At 73.3% G+C, this 20,503-nt stretch carries 14 protein-coding genes and 1 pseudogene; 6 read left to right on the top strand and 9 right to left on the bottom strand.

The window, feature by feature from the left end; all coding sequences use genetic code 11:
• Nucleotides 1-128: 128 nt before the first annotated feature.
• The 4 genes from JGS22_RS23515 to JGS22_RS23500 form a co-directional block, all read right to left on the bottom strand.
• The gene (locus JGS22_RS23515; protein WP_372454350.1) at nucleotides 129-1,088 is read right to left on the bottom strand and encodes an ABC transporter ATP-binding protein; all 960 of its coding nucleotides are present in this window, start codon (nucleotides 1,086-1,088) and stop codon (nucleotides 129-131) included.
• Complete coding sequence (locus tag JGS22_RS23510) at nucleotides 1,085-2,104, bottom strand: FecCD family ABC transporter permease (protein ID WP_308405895.1); 1,020 nt, start codon at nucleotides 2,102-2,104, stop codon at nucleotides 1,085-1,087. The genes JGS22_RS23515 and JGS22_RS23510 overlap by 4 nt, the downstream gene beginning before the upstream one ends.
• Before the next feature lie 89 nt (nucleotides 2,105-2,193).
• On the bottom strand, nucleotides 2,194-3,240 hold the full coding sequence (locus JGS22_RS23505; RefSeq protein ID WP_211038416.1) for a FecCD family ABC transporter permease: 1,047 nt from the start codon (nucleotides 3,238-3,240) through the stop codon (nucleotides 2,194-2,196).
• A gap of 192 nt (nucleotides 3,241-3,432) precedes the next feature.
• On the bottom strand, nucleotides 3,433-4,500 hold the full coding sequence (locus JGS22_RS23500) for an iron-siderophore ABC transporter substrate-binding protein (RefSeq protein ID WP_211038415.1): 1,068 nt from the start codon (nucleotides 4,498-4,500) through the stop codon (nucleotides 3,433-3,435).
• A gap of 685 nt (nucleotides 4,501-5,185) precedes the next feature.
• Here JGS22_RS23500 and JGS22_RS23495 point away from each other — a divergent pair.
• Entirely contained in the window at nucleotides 5,186-6,385 is a 1,200-nt protein-coding gene (locus JGS22_RS23495; protein ID WP_211038413.1) for a MarP family serine protease, read from the top strand.
• Nucleotides 6,386-6,829: 444 nt separating this feature from the next.
• Here the strand turns inward: JGS22_RS23495 and JGS22_RS23490 are convergent, their stop codons facing one another.
• Nucleotides 6,830-7,393: a TetR/AcrR family transcriptional regulator gene (locus tag JGS22_RS23490; protein WP_211038411.1), complete on the bottom strand. Its 564-nt coding sequence runs from the start codon at nucleotides 7,391-7,393 to the stop codon at nucleotides 6,830-6,832.
• A gap of 103 nt (nucleotides 7,394-7,496) precedes the next feature.
• On the opposite strand from JGS22_RS23490, the gene JGS22_RS23485 reads away from it, so the two are divergent.
• Nucleotides 7,497-8,408 (top strand): alpha/beta hydrolase family protein, encoded by a 912-nt coding sequence (locus JGS22_RS23485; RefSeq protein ID WP_211038409.1) that lies wholly within the window; start codon nucleotides 7,497-7,499, stop codon nucleotides 8,406-8,408.
• 239 nt (nucleotides 8,409-8,647) lie between these two features.
• Here JGS22_RS23485 and JGS22_RS23480 read toward each other — a convergent pair whose 3' ends face one another.
• Entirely contained in the window at nucleotides 8,648-10,096 is a 1,449-nt protein-coding gene (locus JGS22_RS23480; RefSeq protein ID WP_211038408.1) for an NCS2 family permease, read from the bottom strand.
• A gap of 460 nt (nucleotides 10,097-10,556) precedes the next feature.
• Here JGS22_RS23480 and JGS22_RS23475 point away from each other — a divergent pair, with 460 nt between their 5' ends.
• Complete coding sequence (locus JGS22_RS23475) at nucleotides 10,557-12,320, top strand: PucR family transcriptional regulator (RefSeq protein ID WP_211038462.1); 1,764 nt, start codon at nucleotides 10,557-10,559, stop codon at nucleotides 12,318-12,320.
• A 252-nt stretch (nucleotides 12,321-12,572) separates the two neighbouring features.
• On the opposite strand, the pseudogene JGS22_RS26585 reads toward JGS22_RS23475, so the two are convergent.
• Nucleotides 12,573-13,849, bottom strand: a pseudogene (locus tag JGS22_RS26585) (glycoside hydrolase family 5 protein); the annotation flags it as partial.
• A gap of 712 nt (nucleotides 13,850-14,561) precedes the next feature.
• Here JGS22_RS26585 and JGS22_RS23465 point away from each other — a divergent pair.
• The gene (locus JGS22_RS23465; protein WP_211038407.1) at nucleotides 14,562-15,341 is read left to right on the top strand and encodes a hypothetical protein; all 780 of its coding nucleotides are present in this window, start codon (nucleotides 14,562-14,564) and stop codon (nucleotides 15,339-15,341) included.
• 237 nt (nucleotides 15,342-15,578) lie between these two features.
• Here the strand turns inward: JGS22_RS23465 and JGS22_RS23460 are convergent, their stop codons facing one another.
• A complete protein-coding gene (locus JGS22_RS23460) occupies nucleotides 15,579-16,511 on the bottom strand; it encodes a GntR family transcriptional regulator (RefSeq protein WP_308405862.1) in 933 nt (310 codons plus the stop codon).
• Between the two features lie 111 nt (nucleotides 16,512-16,622).
• Between JGS22_RS23460 and JGS22_RS23455 the strand changes: the two genes are divergently transcribed.
• Together JGS22_RS23455 and JGS22_RS23450 are read left to right on the top strand one after the other, a co-directional pair.
• Nucleotides 16,623-17,483, top strand: a complete 861-nt coding sequence (locus JGS22_RS23455; RefSeq protein WP_211038406.1) for a (2Fe-2S)-binding protein — start codon at nucleotides 16,623-16,625, stop codon at nucleotides 17,481-17,483.
• A gap of 166 nt (nucleotides 17,484-17,649) precedes the next feature.
• Nucleotides 17,650-18,795 (top strand): DUF2637 domain-containing protein, encoded by a 1,146-nt coding sequence (locus JGS22_RS23450; protein ID WP_211038405.1) that lies wholly within the window; start codon nucleotides 17,650-17,652, stop codon nucleotides 18,793-18,795.
• Between the two features lie 92 nt (nucleotides 18,796-18,887).
• Here JGS22_RS23450 and JGS22_RS26580 read toward each other — a convergent pair whose 3' ends face one another.
• Nucleotides 18,888-20,468, bottom strand: coding sequence for a protein phosphatase 2C domain-containing protein (locus JGS22_RS26580; protein WP_236074318.1), 1,581 nt, complete (start codon nucleotides 20,466-20,468; stop codon nucleotides 18,888-18,890).
• Nucleotides 20,469-20,503 lie beyond the last annotated feature (35 nt).

Here is a 20,503-nt window from a genome sequence, read left to right as displayed (position 1 = left end):
TCGTACGGCCCACCGGGCTTGTGCGACGCTCGCGGCCCGTACGACACCGCCGGCGCGTACGACCTCCCACGACCTCCTACGGCTTCCCACGGCCTCCCGAGCCGACGCTCACCGGGCCCGACGCGCCCCTACGGCTCGGCGGACTCGCGAACGGTGCCGGGTCCGGGCTCGCCCCGGCCGCCGCCGCCACCCGGCGGGCCCAGCGCCGTGCGGGCTTTGGCGTGCGGGACCACCATCGGGGTTCCGGCGCGCGGATCGGGAACGATGTCGCAGGGCAGGCCGAAGACCTCCTCGACCAGCTCCGAGGTGAGCACCTCCCCCGGCGGGCCCTGCGCGTGCACCGTACCGGCGCGCATCACCACCAGGTGGTCGGCGAATCTCGCGGCCTGGTTCAGATCGTGCAGCACGGCCACGACCGTGGCGCCCTCGCGGTTCAACTCGGCACACAGCTCCAGGACTTCGTACTGATGGGCGATGTCCAGAAAGGTGGTGGGCTCGTCGAGCAGCAGCAGATCGGTCTGCTGGGCGAGGACCATGGCGATCCAGGCCCGCTGGCGCTGCCCACCGGAGAGCTCGCCGACCTGGAGGTCGGCGATGCCCGTCAGATCGGTGCGCTCCAGCGCGAAGGCGATGGCCGACTCGTCGTCCGGCGACCACTGCCTGAACAGGGTGTGGTGCGGAAAGCGGCCACGGCTGACCAGGCCTCGCACGGTGATGCCCTCGGGGGCGATCGGGCTCTGCGGCAGCAGCGCCAGGTGCCGGGCGGCCTCCTTGCTCCGGTAGGAGTGCAGATCGGTGCCGTGCAGGCTGACGCTGCCGCTGTCCGGCTTCAGCAGCCGGGCGAACGCCTTGAGCAGCGTGGACTTTCCGCAGCCGTTGGGGCCGATCACCGCGGTCAGGCTGCCGTGCGGGATGTCGAGGCTGACGTCGCGCACGACGGGTTGGCCGCCGTAGGAGAGCGTGACGCCGTGAGCGCTCAACCCCCGCGCCCGACCGGCGGGTTCGCGGGAGGGTGCCGGTTCGCGGGAGGGTGCGCGGAGGTCCGTGGCGGTGCGGCGGTCGGCCGGGGGCGGCTGGTCGGCGGTCACAGGATTCCCTTTCGCCATTCGCGGGTCAGCAGATAGCCGAGGTAGGAGCCGCCGACCGCCATGGTGTAGATGCCCACTGGCAGGTTGTCGAACAGCGGCAGCTGCTGGGCGCACAGGTCGGCCAGCACCAGCAGCAGAGCCCCGACGAGGGCGGCCAGGAAGAGGTGCGGTCCGGTGCCGCGGCTGAGCCGCTTGGCGATCTGCGGCGCGGTCAGCGCGATGAAGGCGATCGGCCCCGCCACGGTCACCGCGCCCGCGGAGAGCGCCACGGCGAGCAGCACGGCCCAGGTCTTCGTACGGGCGGGGTCGGCGCCGAGCCCGCCCGCCAGTTCATCGCCCATCTCGCCGATCTCCAGCTGCCGGGCGATCAGCGCGGTCAGCGGCGCGGCCAGGAGCAGGACGGCCCAGATGACGGTGGCGTCGCTCCAGTCCTTCGCGGCCAGTGAGCCGTTGACGTAGGAGGTCAGCGCCGCCGCCTTGTCGCGCTCGACCGCATAGACGACGTACTGGGTCAGAGCGGTGGACATCGCGGCGACCCCGATTCCCGCGACCACCAGACGGGCCGGATTGCGGAAGCCGGTGCCGGTGGAGACGTACACCAAAGCCATCGCGGCCAGCGCGCCGCCCAACGCCCCCAGCGAGACCGGGACTTGCCCCGGCAGCAGCAGCGCGACAGCCGCCGCTCCGGCGCCCGCTCCGGCGGCCAGGCCGATGACGTCGGGGCTGCCCAGCGGATTGCGGGTGACGGACTGGAAGAGCGCGCCGGACAGGCCGAGCGCGGCACCCGTCGCGAGCGCCACCACCAGCCTGGGTCCGCGCAACCGCTCCACCACGAAGGCGTCGGCCCCGCTCGCGCCACCGGTCAGTGCGGCCGGGAGATCCGCCGGGGCGATACCGACCCGGCCCATGGTGAAGGTGGCGAAGGAGGCCGCGACCGTCAGCAGCAGAACACCGACAGCCGTCAGCACCGCGGCGCGGCGGACCGGCAGCGCGAACCCCGAGCCGAAGGCGACCACCCCCGCGGGCGGCGCGGTCCGACTCCTGGCGGCGGCCTCCGTCGCGGGCGGGCGGATCGGCGGGAGGGCGTCCCCTCCGGGGCCGGCGTTCACGAGGCTCCCTTCATGCGGCGTACGGCGAGCAGCAGCGCGGGCGCGCCGAGGAAGGCGGTGACCACTCCGACCATCAGCTCCTGCGGGCGCAGCAGTACGCGGCCGACGATGTCCGCGAGCAGCAGCAGGATCGGGCCGGCGATCGCGCAGAAGGCGAACTGGAGCCGGAAGTCGACGCCGACCAGGGCCCGTACGACGTGCGGAACCGCCAGTCCCACGAAGGCGATCGGCCCGACCGCGGCGGTCGCGGCGGCGGCCAGGAGCGTCGCCGCGAGCAGCCCGCCGCCCCGCAGCAGCGCCGGGTTGGCCCCGAGGGAGGTGGCCGACTCGTCACCGAGCGCCAGCGCGTTGAGACCGGAGGCGAGGAGGGCGGCGACCGCGAGGCCCGCCAGCGCGAAGGGCAGCACCGCCGTGAAGACGTCGAAGTCGCGTCCGCCGAGTGCGCCGACGACCCAGTACCGGTAGCTGTCGAATACCTGCGGTCTGCTGAGGGTGACGGCCTGGATGAAGGCCGTCAGCACCGCGCTGAGTACCGCGCCGGCCAGCACCAGCCGCACCAGGCTCGTACCGCCGCCGGCGGACCCGATGAGGTGGACCAGCAGTCCGGCGAGCAGGGCGCCGGGCAGGGCCCACCACACGGCCTCGGTGGCACTGGTCGCGCCGAGGAACGCGGTTGCGGTGACCACTCCGGCCGCGGCGCCGGTGTTGATGCCGAGCAGTCCGGGCTCGGCGAGCGGATTGCGCGAGACTCCCTGCATCAGGGCGCCCGCGACCGCCAGGCAGAGCCCGGCGAGCACACCGAGGACGGTGCGCGGGTAGCGGCTCTCGACGACGGTCGCGACGTACGGGTCGGCGGACCCGGACAGCACGTCCAGCACCTCCGCGACGCTGGTGGCCCGGCTGCCGAACATCACGCTCGCGAGTATCACGAGCACCAGCAGCACGAGTCCGGCCGAGAGCAGCAGGAGGTTCCGGACGACGCCGGCACCGCGACGGGTGCAGCGGTCGCCGGTTCCGGCGGGCGCCTTGGTGAGGGTGGTCATGGGGAGTACGACGTACCTTCGTCTTCTCTTCTGCGGGCTCGCGCCCGGCGGTGTGCCCCGGCCCCGCGGCGAGCGACGGGGCTGCCTCACGCGGCGGGCGGGGCCGGCCGGTTCGACCCGGGCTGTTGCCGGCTCCGGACCGAACCGGCGCGGGCCGTACGGCAGTTGACCGCTCCGGCCGGCGCCCGAGGGTCAGTCCTTGCCGCCGCTCTCGCCGTCGCCGGACTTGTCGAGCTTCTCGACGGCCTTGTCGATCAGCGGCAGATAGCGGTCGACGACCCAGGGGACGGTCAGCGGGTTGATGATCGAGGAGGCGGTGACGAAAGCGTTGTTCTCGCTGGCGACGACCGTGCCGCGCTCGACCGCGGGGATGGCGGCGTACAGCTTCTGCGCCTCCACCTCCCTGCGCGACTTCTTGTCGCTGTAGAAGGTGAAGACGAGGTCGCTCTTGTTGAGCTTCTCGGCGTTCTCCAGACCGATGAGGGCCGAGTCGGTGCCCTTGGTCTCCTTGAAGGTGTTGACCACGGGGTCGACCTTCAGGCCCAGCGAGGAGACCATCTCCACCCGCTGCTCCTCCTCCTGGAACACTCCCAGGCTGCCGGGGCCGTTGGTGTAGACGTACGAGAAGCTGACGTCCTCGTACTCCGGACGCTTCTTCGCCGCGTCCGCGAGCCGGCCCTCGATGGTGTCGACCAGCTTCTCGGCCTTCTCGGGCTTGCCGAGCGCCTTGGAGATCAGCTCGATCTGCTCGTCCCAGTTGGTGCTCCAGGGCAGGCCCGGATACGCGACGGTCGGGGCGAGATCGGAGAGCAGGTCGTACTGGTCCTGGGTGATGCCGGACCAGGGCGCGAGGATCACGTCCGGTTCGAGTTCGAGGATGGCGTCCATGTCGATGTCCTCACCGCCCTTGAACTGCTTGGGCAGTTCGTCGCCCTTCTCGGTGACGGCCTCGTGGATCCACGGCAGATAACCGCTCTTGTCGCTGCCCCACGGGTACTCCTCGACGCCGACCGGGGTGTGGCCGAGTGCGATCGCCGTCTCGGCCGAGCCCTGGCCCAGTGTGACCACGCGCTCGGGTTGCTCCTCGATCTTCGCGGTGCCGAGCGCGCTCTTGATCGAGACCGGGAACGAGCCGTTACTCACGCTCGAACCGCCCTTGTCGTCGTCATCGGCCGAGGAGCAGGCGCTGAGCAGGAGGGCGGACGCTGCTGTGACAGCGAGAAGCGATCCGCGGCGCGCGCCGGAGAACCAGGTGAGCATGGTGACCTCGTGGAGTCGTGGACCGCTCTGGGCGGTGGATGTTCATCGGATCGAGTGGTGCCGCGGGCACCGGGACGGGCACGGCGGTGAGTCGTCGAGCACGCACACCGGCCGGAAACGGCGCGAACACCAACCGACCTTAGGCAAGCCTAAGTAAACATACCCTTATCGGATTGGCCGGTGTCCACCACCCCCTGCCCTCCCGCTCGTTGCCGCCGTCCGGCGCCCCGGCGGTTGCGGGGTGTCGGGGTGCGGCGGTTGCGGCACCGTGCCGAGCGGGACGCGACGGCACGACGTGCACATCGACGTGTGGCGGCGTGCATCACCGTGCGGGGCGGCGTGCGGCCCGATCCGGGTGCGGTGTGCGTCCTGGCGCGGGGGCGGCGGGGGCGGGCGGTGCAGGCCGAGGTCACGTCGCGTACGGTCGGCCGTCGGGATCCGGCACCCGGCCGCGACGCCCGCAGGTCTCGCGGGCGCCGCGCGTCCCGTACCGATCGGGGCGTATGAGCCCACCCACGGGTGGGAACCGCACGGATCCCGGTCACGTTCTACACAAGCAGCGCCCACGCGCGGGCCCTTCGGGCGTCGGCGGCGGATTTTCCGCCGTTCCGCCCCGGTCCCGCTCGATGCGCGGACCCGGATCGTCCGGGCCGGGCGGGCGCACCAGCCGAGGAAGGGCCCCGGGTTGAATCTGCTCGACGTCGTACTGCTGCTGGCCGTCTTGGCCTCCGCCGTCTCCGGCTACCGCCGGGGGCTGGTCGCGGGCGCCGTGTCGTTGGCGGGCTTCGTCGGCGGCGTGGTGATCGGTGTCTGGCTGCTGCCCCACACCCTCGAACTCGTGGAGCGGGGCACCGGTTTGGCGCTCGTCGTCGCGCTCGCCACGGTCCTGGTGCCCGCCGCGCTCGGCCAGGGGTTGGCCGCCCGCCTGGGCTGGAAGCTCCGGGAGTCCCTGCACTGGGTCGCCCCCGCGCGCTGGCTCGACGGCGTCGGCGGTGCGCTGGCGAACGCGCTGGCAGCCCTGATCGTCGCCTGGGTGGCTGCGAGCGCGCTGGTCTCCTCCCCCGCCCCCGAGCTGAACCAGGCGATCCGCGGTTCCTCGGTGCTCGGCGCCGTGGACGACCGACTGCCCGAGCAGGCGCCCACCTGGTTCAGCCGCGCGACCGGCGCACTCGCCACGGCCGGTTTCCCCCAGGTCTTCAACCCCTTCGAGCGCGAGTCGGTCGCCGAGGTGCCCAAGCCCTCGGGCGACAACGTCACCGCCGCGGCGCGCACCGCGGCGCAGCGCAGCACCGTGAAGGTCGAGGGCGTCGCCGAGGTCGACGGCCGCCGGCAGGGCCAGGAGGGCAGCGGGTTCGTCTACGCGGACAAGCGCGTGATGACCAACGCCCACGTGGTCGCCGGGGTCAGTGATCCGACCGTGCAGATCGGCGGCGTCGGCCGCCGGTACGAGGCACAGGTCGTCCACTTCGACGCCGACGTCGACGTGGCGGTGCTGCGGGTGCCCGAGCTGAGCGCCCCTGTACTGCGGTTCGCCGACGACGCGAGCCGCGGCGATGGCGCCGTGGTCGCCGGGTACCCGGAGAACGGCGGGCTGGACCTGCGCGCGGCCACCGTCGCCGGCCGCACCCAGGCGCGCGGCCAGGACATCTACGGCTCCAGCGTCGTCACCAGGGACATCCACCCGCTGCGCGGCAACGTGCGACCGGGCAACTCGGGCGGCCCGCTGCTGACTCCGGGCGGCAAGGTGTACGGCGTGATCTTCGCCAGATCGGTGAGCAACCCGGAGACCGGGTACGCGCTCACCGCCGACCAGGTGCGTTCCGCCGCCTCCCGCGGAGACGCGGCGACCGAGCCCGTGGACACCGGCTCCCGCAGCGCGCTGTAGGCCGCGCGCCGCACCCCGGTACGCAGACGCCGGACGACCGGCCCCGTCGGCGACGGCGCCGGGAGACCGCGGCCCGCACCGCGGGCCCGCCGCCGGCGCCAACAGCCTCCCCCGCAACCGCGGTTGCGGGGGAGGCGAGCGGGCGAGCAGGCGCGGCGGCGCACGGTCAGCCCTCCCGGCACCCGTTCGACGGCACACTCGCCGGGCGCGGAGCCGGACGTCCGGCAGCCGTACGCTCGGACGGAACGCCGGGCCAGAACGGCTCGCGCCGGTCCCGGCCGGCGCCCAGGACTGTCGTCCGGATCTTCACCGGGCTCGCGACGCCTTGCCCGCGCATCAGCCGCGTCGTCGGCACTCGCCGCCGCTCCGCGCAACTCTTTCCTCGCCCTGCGGCTGACCGCGCCGGACACCGCTCCCCGATCCGCCAGAACCCGGCCGACGGGCCTAGCGACGGCAGCCGGCGAGGAGGACGGCGACCATGCGCCCGGCGTCGACCCGGTCGTAGTCGGGACCGGTGATGCAGAGGTTCCCGATGGCGCGCATGAGCGTGTAGGCGGTGATCTCCGGGTCGACCTCGTCGGCGGCGACACAGGCGTCGAGCAGCGTCGCACAGGCCGGAACCAGGGTGTCGAGCATGAGGGCGTGGAGGTTTTCCAGCCCGGGGTCGCCCGAACCCAGCGCGGCGCCGAGGCCGTGTTTGGTCACCAGAAAGTCAACGAACGCGTTCGACCACTGCGACAGGGCGGAGAAGGGGGAGGCCGACTCCTCCAGGAGCCGGGGGGCGAGCGCGGCGCAGGTGTCGATCTGGTGCCGGTAGACGGCGGTGACCAGGTCCGCCCGTGTCGGGAAGTGCCGGTAGATCGTGCCGACGCCGACACCCGCGCGTTCGGCGATGTCCCGGATCGGGGCCTGGACACCCTGGTCCACGAAGGCTGCCGAGGCAGCCGCCAGCACACCGTTGCGGGTGCGCTGTGCCTGTGCTCGACGCACTCCGGTCCCTTCGGGCACGGAGACCTCCCTTTGCTTGCGGAACAATGTTCCGCTATTTTGACGGAACGACGCTCCGCCAAAGTATGGCAGAGCGCTTTCACGCGGAAAGCGCAGGCCTCTCATGCTCTCCACCCGCCCCGACCCGCGGATCGTCGCGGTCAAGCCCCTCACTGTCCCCGCGCCGGGCCGAAGCCTCGACCTCCAGGTGAAGGTCACGGCTCCGGTTTCCGACCGGGACCTGCCCGTCATCGTCTTCAGCCACGGCAACGCCTGGTCCCTGGACGGGTACGCGCCCCTCGTCGACCGATGGGCGGCGGCGGGATTCATCGTCGTGCAGCCCACCCACCTGGACTCCCGCCGCAACGGCATCGGGTGGGAGGATCCGCGCTTCGCCACCGTCTGGCGGGTTCGGATCGCCGACCTGCACGCGGTCCTCGACCGTCTGGACGACATCCTCCTCCAGACAGTCGGCACGGATGCCCGCGTCGACCACGAGCGCATAGCAGTCGTCGGCCACTCCTGGGGCGCGCAGACCGCCGGCGCGATCCTCGGCGCGCGCGTGTTCGACGCCGACGGCGTCCCCGGAGAGGACTTCTCCCACCCCTCGGCATCTGCGGGCGTGCTGATCGCCGCGACCGGAACCGGCGACACGCTCACCCCGTTCGCAGCCGAACACCTCCCGTTCATGAGGCCGGACTACTCCGGCATGACCGCCCCTGCTCTGGTCGTCGCGGGTGGCCGGGACCAGTCCCGGCTCTCCACCCGCGGGCCGGACTGGTTCACCGACGCCTACCACCTCAGCCCGTCCCCGAAGAGCCTGCTCACTCTCACCGAGGGCGAGCACACGCTGGGCGGTCTCGCCGGCGAGGCGGTCGCCGAGACCACCGACGAGAACCCGGCCCGCGTTGCCCTCGTCGCCGACGCGACCTCCGCCTGGCTCCACGACACCTTGAAGATCGACAGTGCCGCGTGGACCGCCTTCGGCGACGGCGCTGCGGCTGCGGACGACGCGTGGAGCCTCGTCCGCAAGTAGCCCTCGCGCGCCGCCCCTCCTGGGCTCCCACCCGGGGCGCCTCACCCGGCCCCCCGGGGGCGTTCCCCCGGCCGAGCCCGAGGGCGTACGGGGCGGGCTCGCCGAGCCGGACCGGACCCGCCTGCCGGATGCACGAAAACACGGACGGCCGGCCGCGGCGAGCGGCCCCGTCCGCGCGGACGCGATCGGATCGGTCGCCCGGCCCCCGCGCGGTGTGCGCACGGGGGCCGGGCAGGGCGTCAGTGGCCGACGTCGTTGAAGGCGAAGTTGAAGATGAAGAGCGCGGTCAGCAGCCACATGAAGAGGCCGGGTTCGCGCCATTTGCCCTGGGCGAGCTTGATCGCGGTGTAGGCGATGACGCCCGCCGCGACGCCGTTGACGATGGAGAAGGTGAACGGCATCAGCACGGCCGTGAGGAAGACCGGGATCGCCACCGAGCGGTCCTGCCAGTCCACGTGGCGCGCGTTCTGCATCATCATCGCGCCGATGACGACCAGCGCGGCGGCGGCGACCTCCCCGGGCACCACCTGCGCGAGCGGGGTGAAGAGCAGCATCGCGGTGAAGATGAGTCCGGTAACGGTGGCCGAGAGCCCCGTTCTGGCCCCCTCCCCCACGCCGCTGGCGGACTCGATGAAGACGGTCTGGCCGGAGGCGCTGGTCGCGCCGCCGATCGCACCGCCGGCGCCGTCGATGAGCAGGGCCTTGTTCAGCCCCGGCATCCGGCCCTTGGAGTCGGCGAGCTTTGCCTCCTGGCCGACGGCGATGATGGTCGCCATCGCGTCGAAGAAGCCGGCCAGCACCAGCGTGAAGACGATCATGGTCACGGTGGTCGCGCCCAGCGCCGCGTAGCCGCCGAACTCGATCTGGCCGAAGAGGCTGAAGTCCGGGGAGGAGACGAGCGCGGAGGGGATCTCGGGCGAGGCCAGTCCCCAGTCCTTGTCGCTCAGGTCGTAGATCTGGGTGACCGCGAGGGAGAAGACCGTGCCCACGCCGATACCGATGAGGATCGCGCCCGGGATGTTCCTGGCCAGCAGCATGAACATCGCGAGCAGGGTGATGCAGAAGGCGAACACCGGCCAGCCGACAAGCTGGTTGCCCACGCCCAGGGTGACCGGCGGGCCGCCCTCGGCGCCCGGGCCGACGAAGCCGGCCTTCTCCAGCCCGATCATGGCGACGAACAGGCCGATGCCGATGGTGATGGCGTGCTTGAGGCCCATCGGGATCGCGTTCATGATCTTCTCGCGCAGACCGGTGATCACCAGCAGCATGATGACCACGCCGTAGATGACGCACATCCCCATCGCCTGGGGCCAGGTCATGCTCGGTACGACCTGGGTCGCCAGCACGCCGGAGACGCTGAGCCCGGCCGCGAGCGCCAGCGGCACCTTGCCGACGATGCCCATCAGCAGGGTGGTGACGCCTGCCGCGAGCGCGGTGGCAGTGACCACGGCGGTCGCCGAGAGGGTGTCGCCGTTGACGTCCTCGACGCTCAGCAGCAGGGGGTTGAGCAGCAGGATGTAGGCCATCGCCATGAAGGTCGTGACTCCGCCGCGCACCTCCCGCCCGACCGTCGAACCGCGCTGGGAGATGTGGAAGTAGCGGTCGAGCCAACCTCTTCCGGCGGGCGGGCGGGTGCCCTCGCCCGCGTCCTCCGGTGAGGACGTCGGCTCTACCTTCGACTGAGACATTGTGCGAACTCCCAAGGTTCATAGGGGCGCCCGCGAGACGTACGGCGTACGCGGGGTTTGGGATGCACGACGCGGGGGACGGCCCGAGAACGTGGGACTGAGTGGATGGGCAAGGTGGTACGGGCCGTCGGACCTGACGGGCGACTCGCGGCGAACACCGGTGCCGCCGGTGTGCGTGGCCGGTCTGTCGCTGTGTTCCTCTCTGCCGCCCGTGGATGCGCCGGTGCGGCGCGGACGGGTGCCGGCCGGCGCGGGTGGGCCGGGAGGCGTACGGCTTCATACGGCGTTCATCTGCTGTGTGGGCCCAGTAGACAGGGGCGACGACAGCGGGTGCAGTCACCAAACGCATGAAGCGGTTGGCTGGTGGCACCGCCGGTCTTGTAGATTCGAACGAATCTCTGGGTGGCGGAAAACTCCGGTGCCGCCACAGCACCACACAACAGAAACGGTGAGCGAGAAGATGCGGCTGCGCGCTCTGCTGGAGACGGAGTCCCTGGGCCTGCGACTGGTCGGCGGCGAGGACGAGCTGGACCGCTCGGTCCGTGGCGTGATGACCACCGACCTGAGGGACCCGAGCCGGTATCTGTCCGGTGGCGAGCTGGTTCTCACCGGTCTGGCCTGGTTGCACGACCCAGCCGACGCCGAACCTTTCGTCCGGACCCTGGCCGGCGCCCAGGTTGCCGGGCTGGCAGCCGGCGAGGCCGAGGTGGGCGGCGTGCCGGAGGACTTGGTGGCGGCGTGCGCGAAGCACCGCATGCCGCTGTTCACCGTGGACGAGCAGGTCGCCTTCGCCACCATCACCGAGCACGTCGTGCGCCAGGTGTCCGGCGAGCGGGCGGGCGATCTGGCGGCGGTGGTGGACCGGCACCGGCGGATGATGACGTCCGGGCCCGCGGGCGGCGGCCCCGAGGTGGTGCTCGACCTGCTCGCCGCCGACCTGGACCTGCGCGCCTGGGTGCTCTCGCCCACCGGACGCCGGGTCGCGGGCGCGGGACCGGCCGCGGTCTCCGGCGAACCGGTGGCCGAGGTCCACCAGGACCTGGCCGGCGCCCACTTGGCCGCGATGCGCTCGGGCCGCATCGGGCCGCACCGTACGACGGTCACCGCGCCCACCGAGCCCGGCTGCGCACCGGCGTCCACCACGTACTCCCTCTTCCCGGTGAGCGCCCCGGCCGAGGCGGCGCCGCGCACTCCCGACGTGCGTGAATCACTCCTCTCCGACTGGCTGTTGGCCGTCGAGGCCGACGCCGGCGACTGGCCGGCCGAGCGGATGGAGCTGGTGCACGGTGTCACCCAGCTGATCGCCGCGGAACGGGCCCAGCGGGACGCCGCCCGCACCGTGCGGCGACGACTGGCACACGAGGTGCTGGAGCTGATCCAGGGCGGCGCCGCACCCGCCGAGATCGCCGCACGGCTGCGGGTGGCCACTCCCGTACTGCTGCCGGGGCTCGACGCCTCGCCGCACTGGCAGGTGGTGGTGGCCGCCGTGGAGTGGAAGGGCGCGGACTTCCCGCCGGGCCCGGTGGCACAGGCGCTGCTGGAGGAGCTGCTGGTCGGCCCGGCGGCCGGCGAGCAGGGCGGCGGCGACCGGATCGCGGTGGCGCACAGCGGCGAGGAGGCGGTGGCGCTGGTGCCGCTGCTGTCCGATCCGGAGCACCGCAACGACAGCGCAGTCGCGGTCGGCGAGCACGTCGGGGCCGCCGGTTGCGCGGTTCCCGCCGCGGGCCGGCCGCTGGACGCGGGCGGGTTGCTGGGCGCCGTACGCCGGCCGCTGACGCGGGGGCTCGGCGAGGACGGCCGGGTCACCTTCGGCGTGAGCGCGGCGGTCACCTCCGCCGAGGGGCTGCGCGGCGCACTGGAGGAGGCCAGGCACGCGCGGCGGGTCGCGGCGGCGCGCCCCGGCCCGGTGTGCGCCTCGGGCCACGAGGAGCTGGCCTCCCACGTGCTGCTGCTGCCCTTCGTGCCCGACGACGTACGGCGGGCTTTCACCGCTCGGCTGCTCGACCCGCTGCGCGACTACGACGAGAAGCACCGCGCGGAGCTGGTGCCGACCCTTCGGGCCTTCCTGGAGTGCGACGGCTCCTGGACGCGCTGCGCCTCCCGGCTGCACCTGCACGTGAACACGCTGCGCTACCGCGTCGGGCGGATCGAGCAGCTCACCGGCCGGGACCTCTCGCGGCTGGAGGACAAGCTCGACTTCTTCCTCGCCCTGCGGATGAGCTGAGCACCTGCGCGAGCCTCCCGCGCGGGGCGCTCCAGCCCGCTCCGGGCCTCGCGGGACTCGCGCAGACGGGGGCGCGAGTACGGCCCGGGCGACGGGACGCGACCACCGCGGGGAGCCGCGGCCCGCGCAGGCGCACGCCCGCCCGCGCGGGCAGCCGCCGTACGGGTGATGCGAACTGCCGCCCCCAACGGCCGCCCGCAGTACGGGCGTTGGGGGCCCGTCGCCCCTGGCTGCCGGAGGCGTACGGGCCGGTCAGCCGAGGCGGCGGCAGAGGAGCGCGTCGGGGGTGCCGGCCGAGCCGAGCCGAGCCGGTTGGTGTGGGCGATCCCGGCCAGGTACTCGTCGGCCGCGCACTGCCCCTTGTGGCGTCCTCGGGCGAAGTCCCCGCCGCCGGGGCGCTCGCCGCGGTCGTCGCCCTTGTCGAACCGGACGGTGCGACCGTCCGCACCGAGCCGCGCGGGAGTGGCGGGCGCGCAGAGCACCGAGGACATCCGCGCGCCGCGGACGCCGTAGCCGGTGGCCGCGTGCCCCTGCGGGCACTGGAGTTTGGTGTAGCCGGGCGCCCAGTCGCGGCCCGACTCGACGTGCCGCTCGTCGGTGACGGCCCGCGGCTCGCCGTCGGCCTGCCACAGGCCCTCCCCGGAGGCGTCACCGCACAGGCCGCGGTTGCCGGTGTGGCTGATCCCGAGGAGCCGCTCTCCGTCCGGACAGACAGCCTTGCGAGCGCCGGAGTCGAAGTCCGGCAGCGCGCGCATCCGCCGCGACTGCACGAAGTCGCCGTGGTCGGGACTGAGTTGGGACCAGTGTGCGGGCTGCGGCACCGGGCCGGTGCGGCTGTCGGACTCGATCAGCCGGGTCCACGCGTCGGCCCGCCAGTCGTCGCCGTCGTAGAGGCCCATCCGCTCGCCCTCGGCGTCCCAGTGCAGCAGGCCCCAGCCGTTGCCCTGGCCGTCGCGGTGCCAGCCGACGATCGGCCAATAGGCGAAGTCGGCGTCGGTGCGCACGAGGTGGTCGACGAAGTTCTCGAACCAGGCGCGGTTCTTCGGGTCGGTGTCCTCCCGACCGCCGACGCCGAACTCGCTGATCCACACCGGCGCGGTGAAGTGCTGCCCCTCCTCGCCCGAGACGTAGAACGCCTGGCGGTCCAGGACCTCGATCAGCTCCGCCGGGGAGAGGTCGCGGTAACGGGGGTCGCTGGTCTCGCCGATGCCCGTGGCGCCGCTGTGCCGTGGCCCGGTGTAGCCGTAGAAGTGGGCGGAGTAGACGAGCTTGCCGGAGTCGACGAGGGTGTGCGACAGCTCGCGCACCGGCTCCAGCGTGGGCCGCTCGTGCGGCAGTCCGTCGACCGGCAGGCCCGTCCAGTTGATGCCCTCGATCACGATCAGCAGGTCGGGGTCGGCCTCCGTCAGGATGCGGTCGCCCGCGCGCTGGGCGGCGGCGAACCAGTCGTGGTTGTTGCCCCAGCCCCAGTTGGGGTCGTCCCATACGTCGCGGCGCACCTCGTTGTAGAGGTCGGCGCCAGCGGTACGAGGGCCGACGCATCGCCCGCGATCAGCTGCGTACGGCCGATCCGGGCGAACGCTGAGATCCGGTCGACGCGCTGCGGGCGGCGGGGTGTTCGACTGCCGCCCGCAGCGAAGCCGGGAAGCCGGGAAGCCGGGAAGCCGCCGGAGGGTGGCCGGGGATGCGAGAGGAGTGGTGGCCGGTCCCGGTGGGCGGGCGGCGGGATCCTCAGGAGGCCCTGCCGGGCCGCGACGCAGCGCGATCGCCCGGGCACGCAAAGCACCTGCCCGGTGCGACGGGGGATGCACACCGGGCAGGCACAACTCCTTTGTACCGCATGTGCGGTCACTTGGGCACCTGATCCCGGAATGCTGTGCGCCTCACCGGGGAGCGCCAGACGAGTTCCGGCCATTGCACCGGGCGGCTTCGAGGCCGTCGCTCGGGCCGCGGAGCCGCCCGCGCGGGCGGCGCGGCGCACCGGAGCCGCCCGGCGCAGTCGCCGGATCGCGCAGTTGAAACCCGGTCACACCAAAGTCATTTGGCCGGTTCTCCACGCAACCCCGTGCCCCACCACGGCAGTTGGCGACACGGTTGCACCTGCGAGCGAGTACCCCCGAACGGAAGTTTGTGAACTGATTCACACCAGACCCTTGGCCACACCCCTTGATCCATGCTGAGATTCGTCCCACATCTCGCGGATCTGGCAATCGAGCTCAATGGCGCGCTTGGGAGGGCACTGTGGCGGAACCCGCCATGTCTGGTTCGGTACAGCCGGGTTACGGGGAGGGAGATGACCCGCTGGAACGAGCGGTCTGGCGTCTGCGCTCCCGCGGCTGCTGGGGAGACGCAGCGGCACTCCTCGCCCCGCGGGCCGAGCAGGACGCCGGGTTCGCCGTCCACCGTGCCGCCCTGCTGGTGGAGGGCTGCCTCTTCACCGCGGTCGGCTGGGCCGAGGCCGAGGACGCGGTACGTGCCGCGGAAGCCCTCGCCGTCGACCCCGTGGCCCGCGGGACCGCCGCCTGCGAACGCGGCCAACTCGCCTACGCGGCGACGGTGGTGGGCAACCGGGACCGTTCCGACGAGGCCCGTGCCGCCCTCGGACGCGCCGCCGCGCTGATCCCGCCCTCCGCCCCCGAACGGGCCCTGGTGGACTTCCGCCGGGGGCTTCTGGCCGAGCACCTGGCCGACAACCCCGAGTCGGCCCGCGCGGCCTACCGCCGGGCGCACGCGGGCGCCACCGCCAACCGGCACACCCTGCTCTCCTCCTTCACCTGGCGCCATCTGGCCGGCCTCGCACAGCGCAGCGGGGACCTGACCGAGGCGAGACACGGCTTCGCGGAGTCGCTGAGGCTGCGGGAGGAGCTGGGCTACCTGGTCGGCATGGCGCCCGCGCTGGCCTCGCTCGCCGGGGTGGAGGCGGAACCGGAGGCCGGCCGACTCCGCGCCGAGGCGCAGCGCCTCTTCCGGCTGCTGGGCGGCGTGCCCACCTGGCTCGAAGGACAGCTCGCCGCGGCCTGATCTCCCCGCCCGGCGCCGGGCGGGCACCCGCCGTCGCACGTGGCACGTACGCGCACCGACGGGACGCCGCTCCGTGCCCGCGGCGCCGCGGGCACGGGGCGTGCGCGGCGTTCACGTGCGGCCCACACGGTCGTCGCCGCCCACGCGCCCGTGTGCGGCCCGTACGAGCGCACCCGGAGCGGTACGACGCGGCCGGCCCGTGCGCACCGGGAGCGGCAGCGCCCCCGAGCGTGGCGCTCAGACGCTCAGCTGCTCGCGCAGCAGCGTCTCCGCCTGCTCCGTCTCTCCGGCGCCGAGTGCGTCGAGCAGCGCGCCGTGCAGTCGGCCGCGGGCCCGCAACCGCTCCGGGGTCGCCGGTGCCCGCCAGGCCCGTCGACACAACTCCTCGACCAACGCGGCCAGTTGACGGTTCCCGCCCGGTTCGACCAGGGCGCGGTGGAAGGACTGGTCCGCGACCACGTAACCGGCGGTGTCACCGCGTGCGGCGCAGCGGTGCGCGGCCTCCGCGAGCGGTCGCAGCGCCTGCCAGGTCAGCGGCGGCCGGCTGCGCGCGAGCGCCAGCACGGTGGGGACCTCCAGCAGCGTGCGCAGCTCCGCCAGCTCCGCCAGCTCGTCCGGCGTGCGCCTGGCGACCCGGAACCCGCGGTTGGGCACGGTCTCCACCGCACCCTCCGCGGCGAGCTGCTGCATCGCCTCGCGGACCGGTGTCGCCGACACGCCGAAACGCGCGCCGAGCAGCGGTGCGGAGTAGACCTCGCCGGGTACCAGTTCCCCTCTGAGCAACGCTTCTCGCAACGCCGCGAGCACCTGCCCGCGCACCGAGTGCCGCTGGGGCGTGCGCGGCGGCGCCGGCTCGCTGTGGACGTGCTCACCCCGCGCGGCTTCGGCCCGCGAAGAGCCCGCGGCGCCCTCGCGCAACGGCGAAGGCTCGGCACACACCGCGGTGGAGCCCGTACGGATCGGGGGCGCGCCAGGACCGTCCGCCGGCCTTCGCGCGGGGTCGGGCGCCGGTATCGGGCCGCCGTCGCCGTCGGTCTCCGCCGCGGGGGCGGTGGCCGGCGACGGAACGGCAGGCCGTACGGCGGGCTCGGACGGGGCGTTGACCTGGCCGGGAACGGCCGCGCGCGTCGCACGCTCGTTCATCCGCACCTCCTGCCTCTCGTCTTGCACTCCACCAATTGTCCGAAGAGCACCATAGGCCGCCAGTGCGAGAGATCAAACACGGATGGCATCGGGTAAGGTAAGGCTTACCTGCAAGTGATCGCTACACCGGGAACGCCGATGGCTCTGACGGTCCTCACTCCACACCCCGCCGCGCCGGCCGGGGACTCGCCCTTCACCGCCGCCTACGCGCGCCTCGCCGAGGTGCTGCCGGGACTGCGCGTGCTCGAGCTGGGCAGCGGCGAGGATCTCCCGCAGGGACAGGGCTGGGTCACCACCGACGAGTTGGCGCTCGGCGGGCCGGCGCTCGAGGACTTCCTCGGCTGGGACACCGACCAGCTGCTGCGCGACTACGGGCGCCGGGCGCGCCGCGATGTGGTCGCCACCTTCGGACTCCACCGCTACGCCTGGCCGGCCACGCTCATGATCACCTTCCCGTGGTTCATGGCCCGCCGGGTGCCCCGCCTGCCCGCGCACACCGTTGCCTTCGACCGCCGGTCGGGCCGGATGGCTCTGCGCCTGGGCGAGTTCGCCTGCCTGCCCGACGACCCCGCGGCGTGCCTGCCCGGCGCCAGGGTGGTGAGGGACGAGGCGGCGCTCTGCGACGAGGTGCGCCAGGCCGTCGCCGAGCATCTGGCACCGGTGCTCTCCGCCTTCGGGCCGCTCATGCGCCGCCGCCCGCGCGCCCTGTGGGGTGTCGCCTCGGACGAGATCACCGAGGGCCTGTGGTACGTCGGCCGGCTGCTCGGCCAGGAGCGCGCCGGCATCGAGGCCGCCGAACAACTGCTCCCCGGCGCCACCGCGCCCTACCCCGTCGGGGCGGGCTTCCGCGAGCTGCTCACACCCGAGGGCGACGCCTTCCCCACCCGGACCCGGGCGAACTGCTGTCTCTTCTACACGCTCCGCCCCAAGGACACCTGTGTGACCTGCCCGCGCACCTGCGACGCCGAAAGAGTCGAGCGCATGGCCGGGCACGGCTGAGCGGTTCGAATATTTCGTTCGCAATTCACCCTCCCCGAGGGCTCTTTGGCGTCCAATTGAGCCGAATCGCCGTGTGCCCCACGGACTTTCGGCCAGTATGCGGCGCGAAAGCAAAACCACGCGAAAGCGTAGCCACGGCCGAAAGGGCCGAACTAGGGGCAGGGAAATGACACTTGCGGCACTGGCGGACGTCTCCTCGAACTGGGTGCTGGCGGGTGCGGTGTTGCTCCTCGGCTTCCTCGGTGCCATCGCGCTCATCGCGCGTGGCCGCAAGGACGACGAGGACACCTCCGCAGCGGCCGACTCCTGGGAACGGATGGAGGAACGGCGCCGACGCAAGGAGACGGTGTATGCCACCGCCTCCTACCTGCTGCTCTTCTGCTGCGCGGGAGTTGCCGCGGCGCTCTCCTTCCACGGGCTCGTCGGCTTCGGCCGGCAGAATCTCAACCTCTCGGGCGGCTGGGAGTACCTCGTGCCCTTCGGGCTCGACGGCGCCGCCATGTTCTGTGCGGTGATCGCGGTGCGCGAGGCCAGCCACGGCGACGCCTCGGTGGCCTCGCGCATGCTGGTGTGGGCCTTCGCGGGAGCTGCCGCCTGGTTCAACTGGGTGCACGCCCCGCGCGGTTCGGGCCACGCGGGCGCCCCGCACTTCTTCGCCGGCATGTCGCTCTCCGCCGCGATCCTCTTCGACCGCGCGCTCAAGCAGACCCGCAAGGCGGCACTGCGCGAGCAGGGCCTGGTGCCGCGCCCGCTGCCGCAGATCCGCGCCGTGCGCTGGATCCGCGCGCCCAGAGAAACGTTCCGCGCCTGGTCGCTGATGCTGCTGGAGGGCGTGCGGACGCTGGACGAGGCGGTCGACGAGGTCCGAGAGGACCGGCGGAACAAGTACGAGGAGGGCGTGCGGCGCAAGGAGCAGCACAAGCTCGAACGAGCCAGGATCAAGGCGCTGGGCAGGCAGCATCGCGGCTGGCGCCGCGGCGGTGGCGGTGCCACCCAGGTGCAGCTGGAGGTCGCTCCCACGGGCGGGTCCGAGGCCAGCTCCGGGGCCGGCACCACCGCCAAGTCGATCCCCGCGCAGCAGCAGGGCGAGGTCGAGGCGGGCCAACTGCCCGTACGTACCCGTCCGGCGCTGCACGGTGGGCTGGAGGACGATCGCGGGAAAACCGGGAAGGCAGGGCGCGGGCCGAGCCACGACAGCCGTCGGTACGACGGCGAGCAGCGCACCGACGGGTACGAGGAGGACGGCTCCGCGGGGCCGCGCCTGGACTCGCTGGAGGAGAAACTCGCCGCGATCGAGCGGCAGTTCGGCTAGCCGACCGGGCATCCGGCCGATGTCGGAGGGGCGGTGGGGCTGCGGGGACGGCGTGCGCGCCGATCCTCGCAGCCCCACCGCGTGCCCGCCCCTCAGCGGCCGACGGCCGGCTCCCAGACACCGATGACCGTGCGGTCCTCCGTGTGGCCCTTGGACGGCAGCTGCGCATCCCCGAGGAACTCGGTCAGATTCGGTGGGGCCGCGGCGTTCCACCGGGTGCCCAGCTCCTCCCCGAACGCCTCCTGGGTGCGCAGCGGCTCCGCCATCCCCTCGCTGCACAGCATTAGCGCGTCCCCGGGCTCCGCCACCGAAGTACGGAAGAGGAACGGCGGCGTACGCGGTGCGAGCAGGTCCTGCGGATCGACCGGCACCCGGGCCAGCGCGCTCGCGGCGCTCGAGGGGAGCGCCCCGCCGGAGCCGTTCCCGTCGCCGATGACCATGGCCGGCCGGGCCGGCGGGTGGACCGGCTCCAGGTCCTGCCACTGCCCTCCGCGCAGCCTGAACAGGCCGCCCGCCCCCACTCCGAAGAACAACCGGATGCGGCACCGCGGATCGGCGGGCAGTACCAGGCACCTCAGCACCGCCGTGTACTGGGTCGGGTCGAGTCCCTGATCGACGGCGCTGGCGCGCAGCCGCCCCAGAGTGCGGGCGGTCAACCTGCCGAGCCCGGACTTGAGCGAGGCACGGCGCTCGCGGCGCAGGTCCTCCGAGAGGCGGTGCCGGCTGCGTCCCACCGCCGCCGTGATCTCCTCGCACGCCTCCCTGGCGGCGAGATGGCCCTCCGCGTGGCGGCTGGCTCCTGTCGCCAGCACCAGGAGCAATAGGGCCGAATCACCGCTGCCGAAACGGGCGGTGAGGAGCGCGTCGTAGCGGGGCTGCCCCTGGTGGCGGGCCCGGTCGCCGCGGGTGGAGACCGCCCTGACCGTCAGCGGACCGTGATGGGCTCCGTCGAGCACCGTGTCGGGGGTCAGCGCGTGCAACCGGTCGGGATCGGCTGCGGGAAGCATCGCCGGACCGGCGACCGGTGCGGGCCGGGGCGACGGCAGCGCGGTCCTGCGCCTGGCGAACGAAGCGCCACCCTGCGGGCCGACGCGGCTCGGACTGCGCGGCTCGGCGGTGCGGTGCGCGGGCGGATCGACGGCCCGTCCGAACGCCGCCCTGCTCCCTGCCCCGGTGCGAGGGCCGCCGGTGTCCGGCGGGACCGCGTCGCGCGGGGCACCGACCCGACGAGGCTCCGGGCCTTCGCCGCCCGAAACTGCCGCGCGCGGGCCGGTGTTGGCCGGTCCGGCGCCGGGGTCCGCGTCACGCACATCCGCGTCACGAGTCCCCGCGTCCCCGGAATCCGGGCCGCGGAGGTCGCCGGCGCGCGGGTCGGTGGGCCGGTCGGCCCTGCCGGGTGCCGGGCCCTCGTCCCGTGTCGGCGGCGCCCCTGCGGACGCCTCGTCCGTTCGTTTCGGGCCTGCATCCGGTCGCGGACGCCGTACGCCGCCGCCGGAGCCGACCGTACGGGCGGCCGAGCGGAAGCGTTCGTCGATCGTGTCCCCCGCGGTGGTCTCGCCCGCGTCGTCGTTCCCCCTGCGGGCCTCCGCGTCGCTGCCCGCGTCGAGCTGCCCGTCCTCGTAGAGCTCGCTCCACCAGTCGGGCGCTCCGGCCCCGTCCCCCTGCCGATTCATGCCCTTATTGTCCCCGCAGATTCGGCCCCGGCCAC

This window comes from Streptomyces tardus, from assembly GCF_018101125.2.
GTDB classification, from domain to species: Bacteria; Actinomycetota; Actinomycetes; order Streptomycetales; family Streptomycetaceae; genus Streptomyces; species Streptomyces tardus.
The sequence above is the reverse complement of the archived record's forward strand: the minus strand, read 5'-3'. Positions and strand labels throughout refer to the sequence as shown.

Bases quoted from the DNA above. Each gene is read 5' to 3' on its own strand.
- JGS22_RS26580 (WP_236074318.1), bottom strand. From the start codon at position 20,468: ATGAATCGGCAGGGGGACGGGGCCGGAGCGCCCGACTGGTGGAGCGAG.
- JGS22_RS23505 (WP_211038416.1), bottom strand. From the start codon at position 3,240: ATGACCACCCTCACCAAGGCGCCCGCCGGAACCGGCGACCGCTGCACC.
- JGS22_RS23450 (WP_211038405.1), top strand. From the start codon at position 17,650: ATGACACTTGCGGCACTGGCGGACGTCTCCTCGAACTGGGTGCTGGCG.
- JGS22_RS23500 (WP_211038415.1), bottom strand. From the start codon at position 4,500: ATGCTCACCTGGTTCTCCGGCGCGCGCCGCGGATCGCTTCTCGCTGTC.
- JGS22_RS23480 (WP_211038408.1), bottom strand. From the start codon at position 10,096: ATGTCTCAGTCGAAGGTAGAGCCGACGTCCTCACCGGAGGACGCGGGC.
- JGS22_RS23485 (WP_211038409.1), top strand. From the start codon at position 7,497: ATGCTCTCCACCCGCCCCGACCCGCGGATCGTCGCGGTCAAGCCCCTC.
- JGS22_RS23475 (WP_211038462.1), top strand. From the start codon at position 10,557: ATGCGGCTGCGCGCTCTGCTGGAGACGGAGTCCCTGGGCCTGCGACTG.
- JGS22_RS23455 (WP_211038406.1), top strand. From the start codon at position 16,623: ATGGCTCTGACGGTCCTCACTCCACACCCCGCCGCGCCGGCCGGGGAC.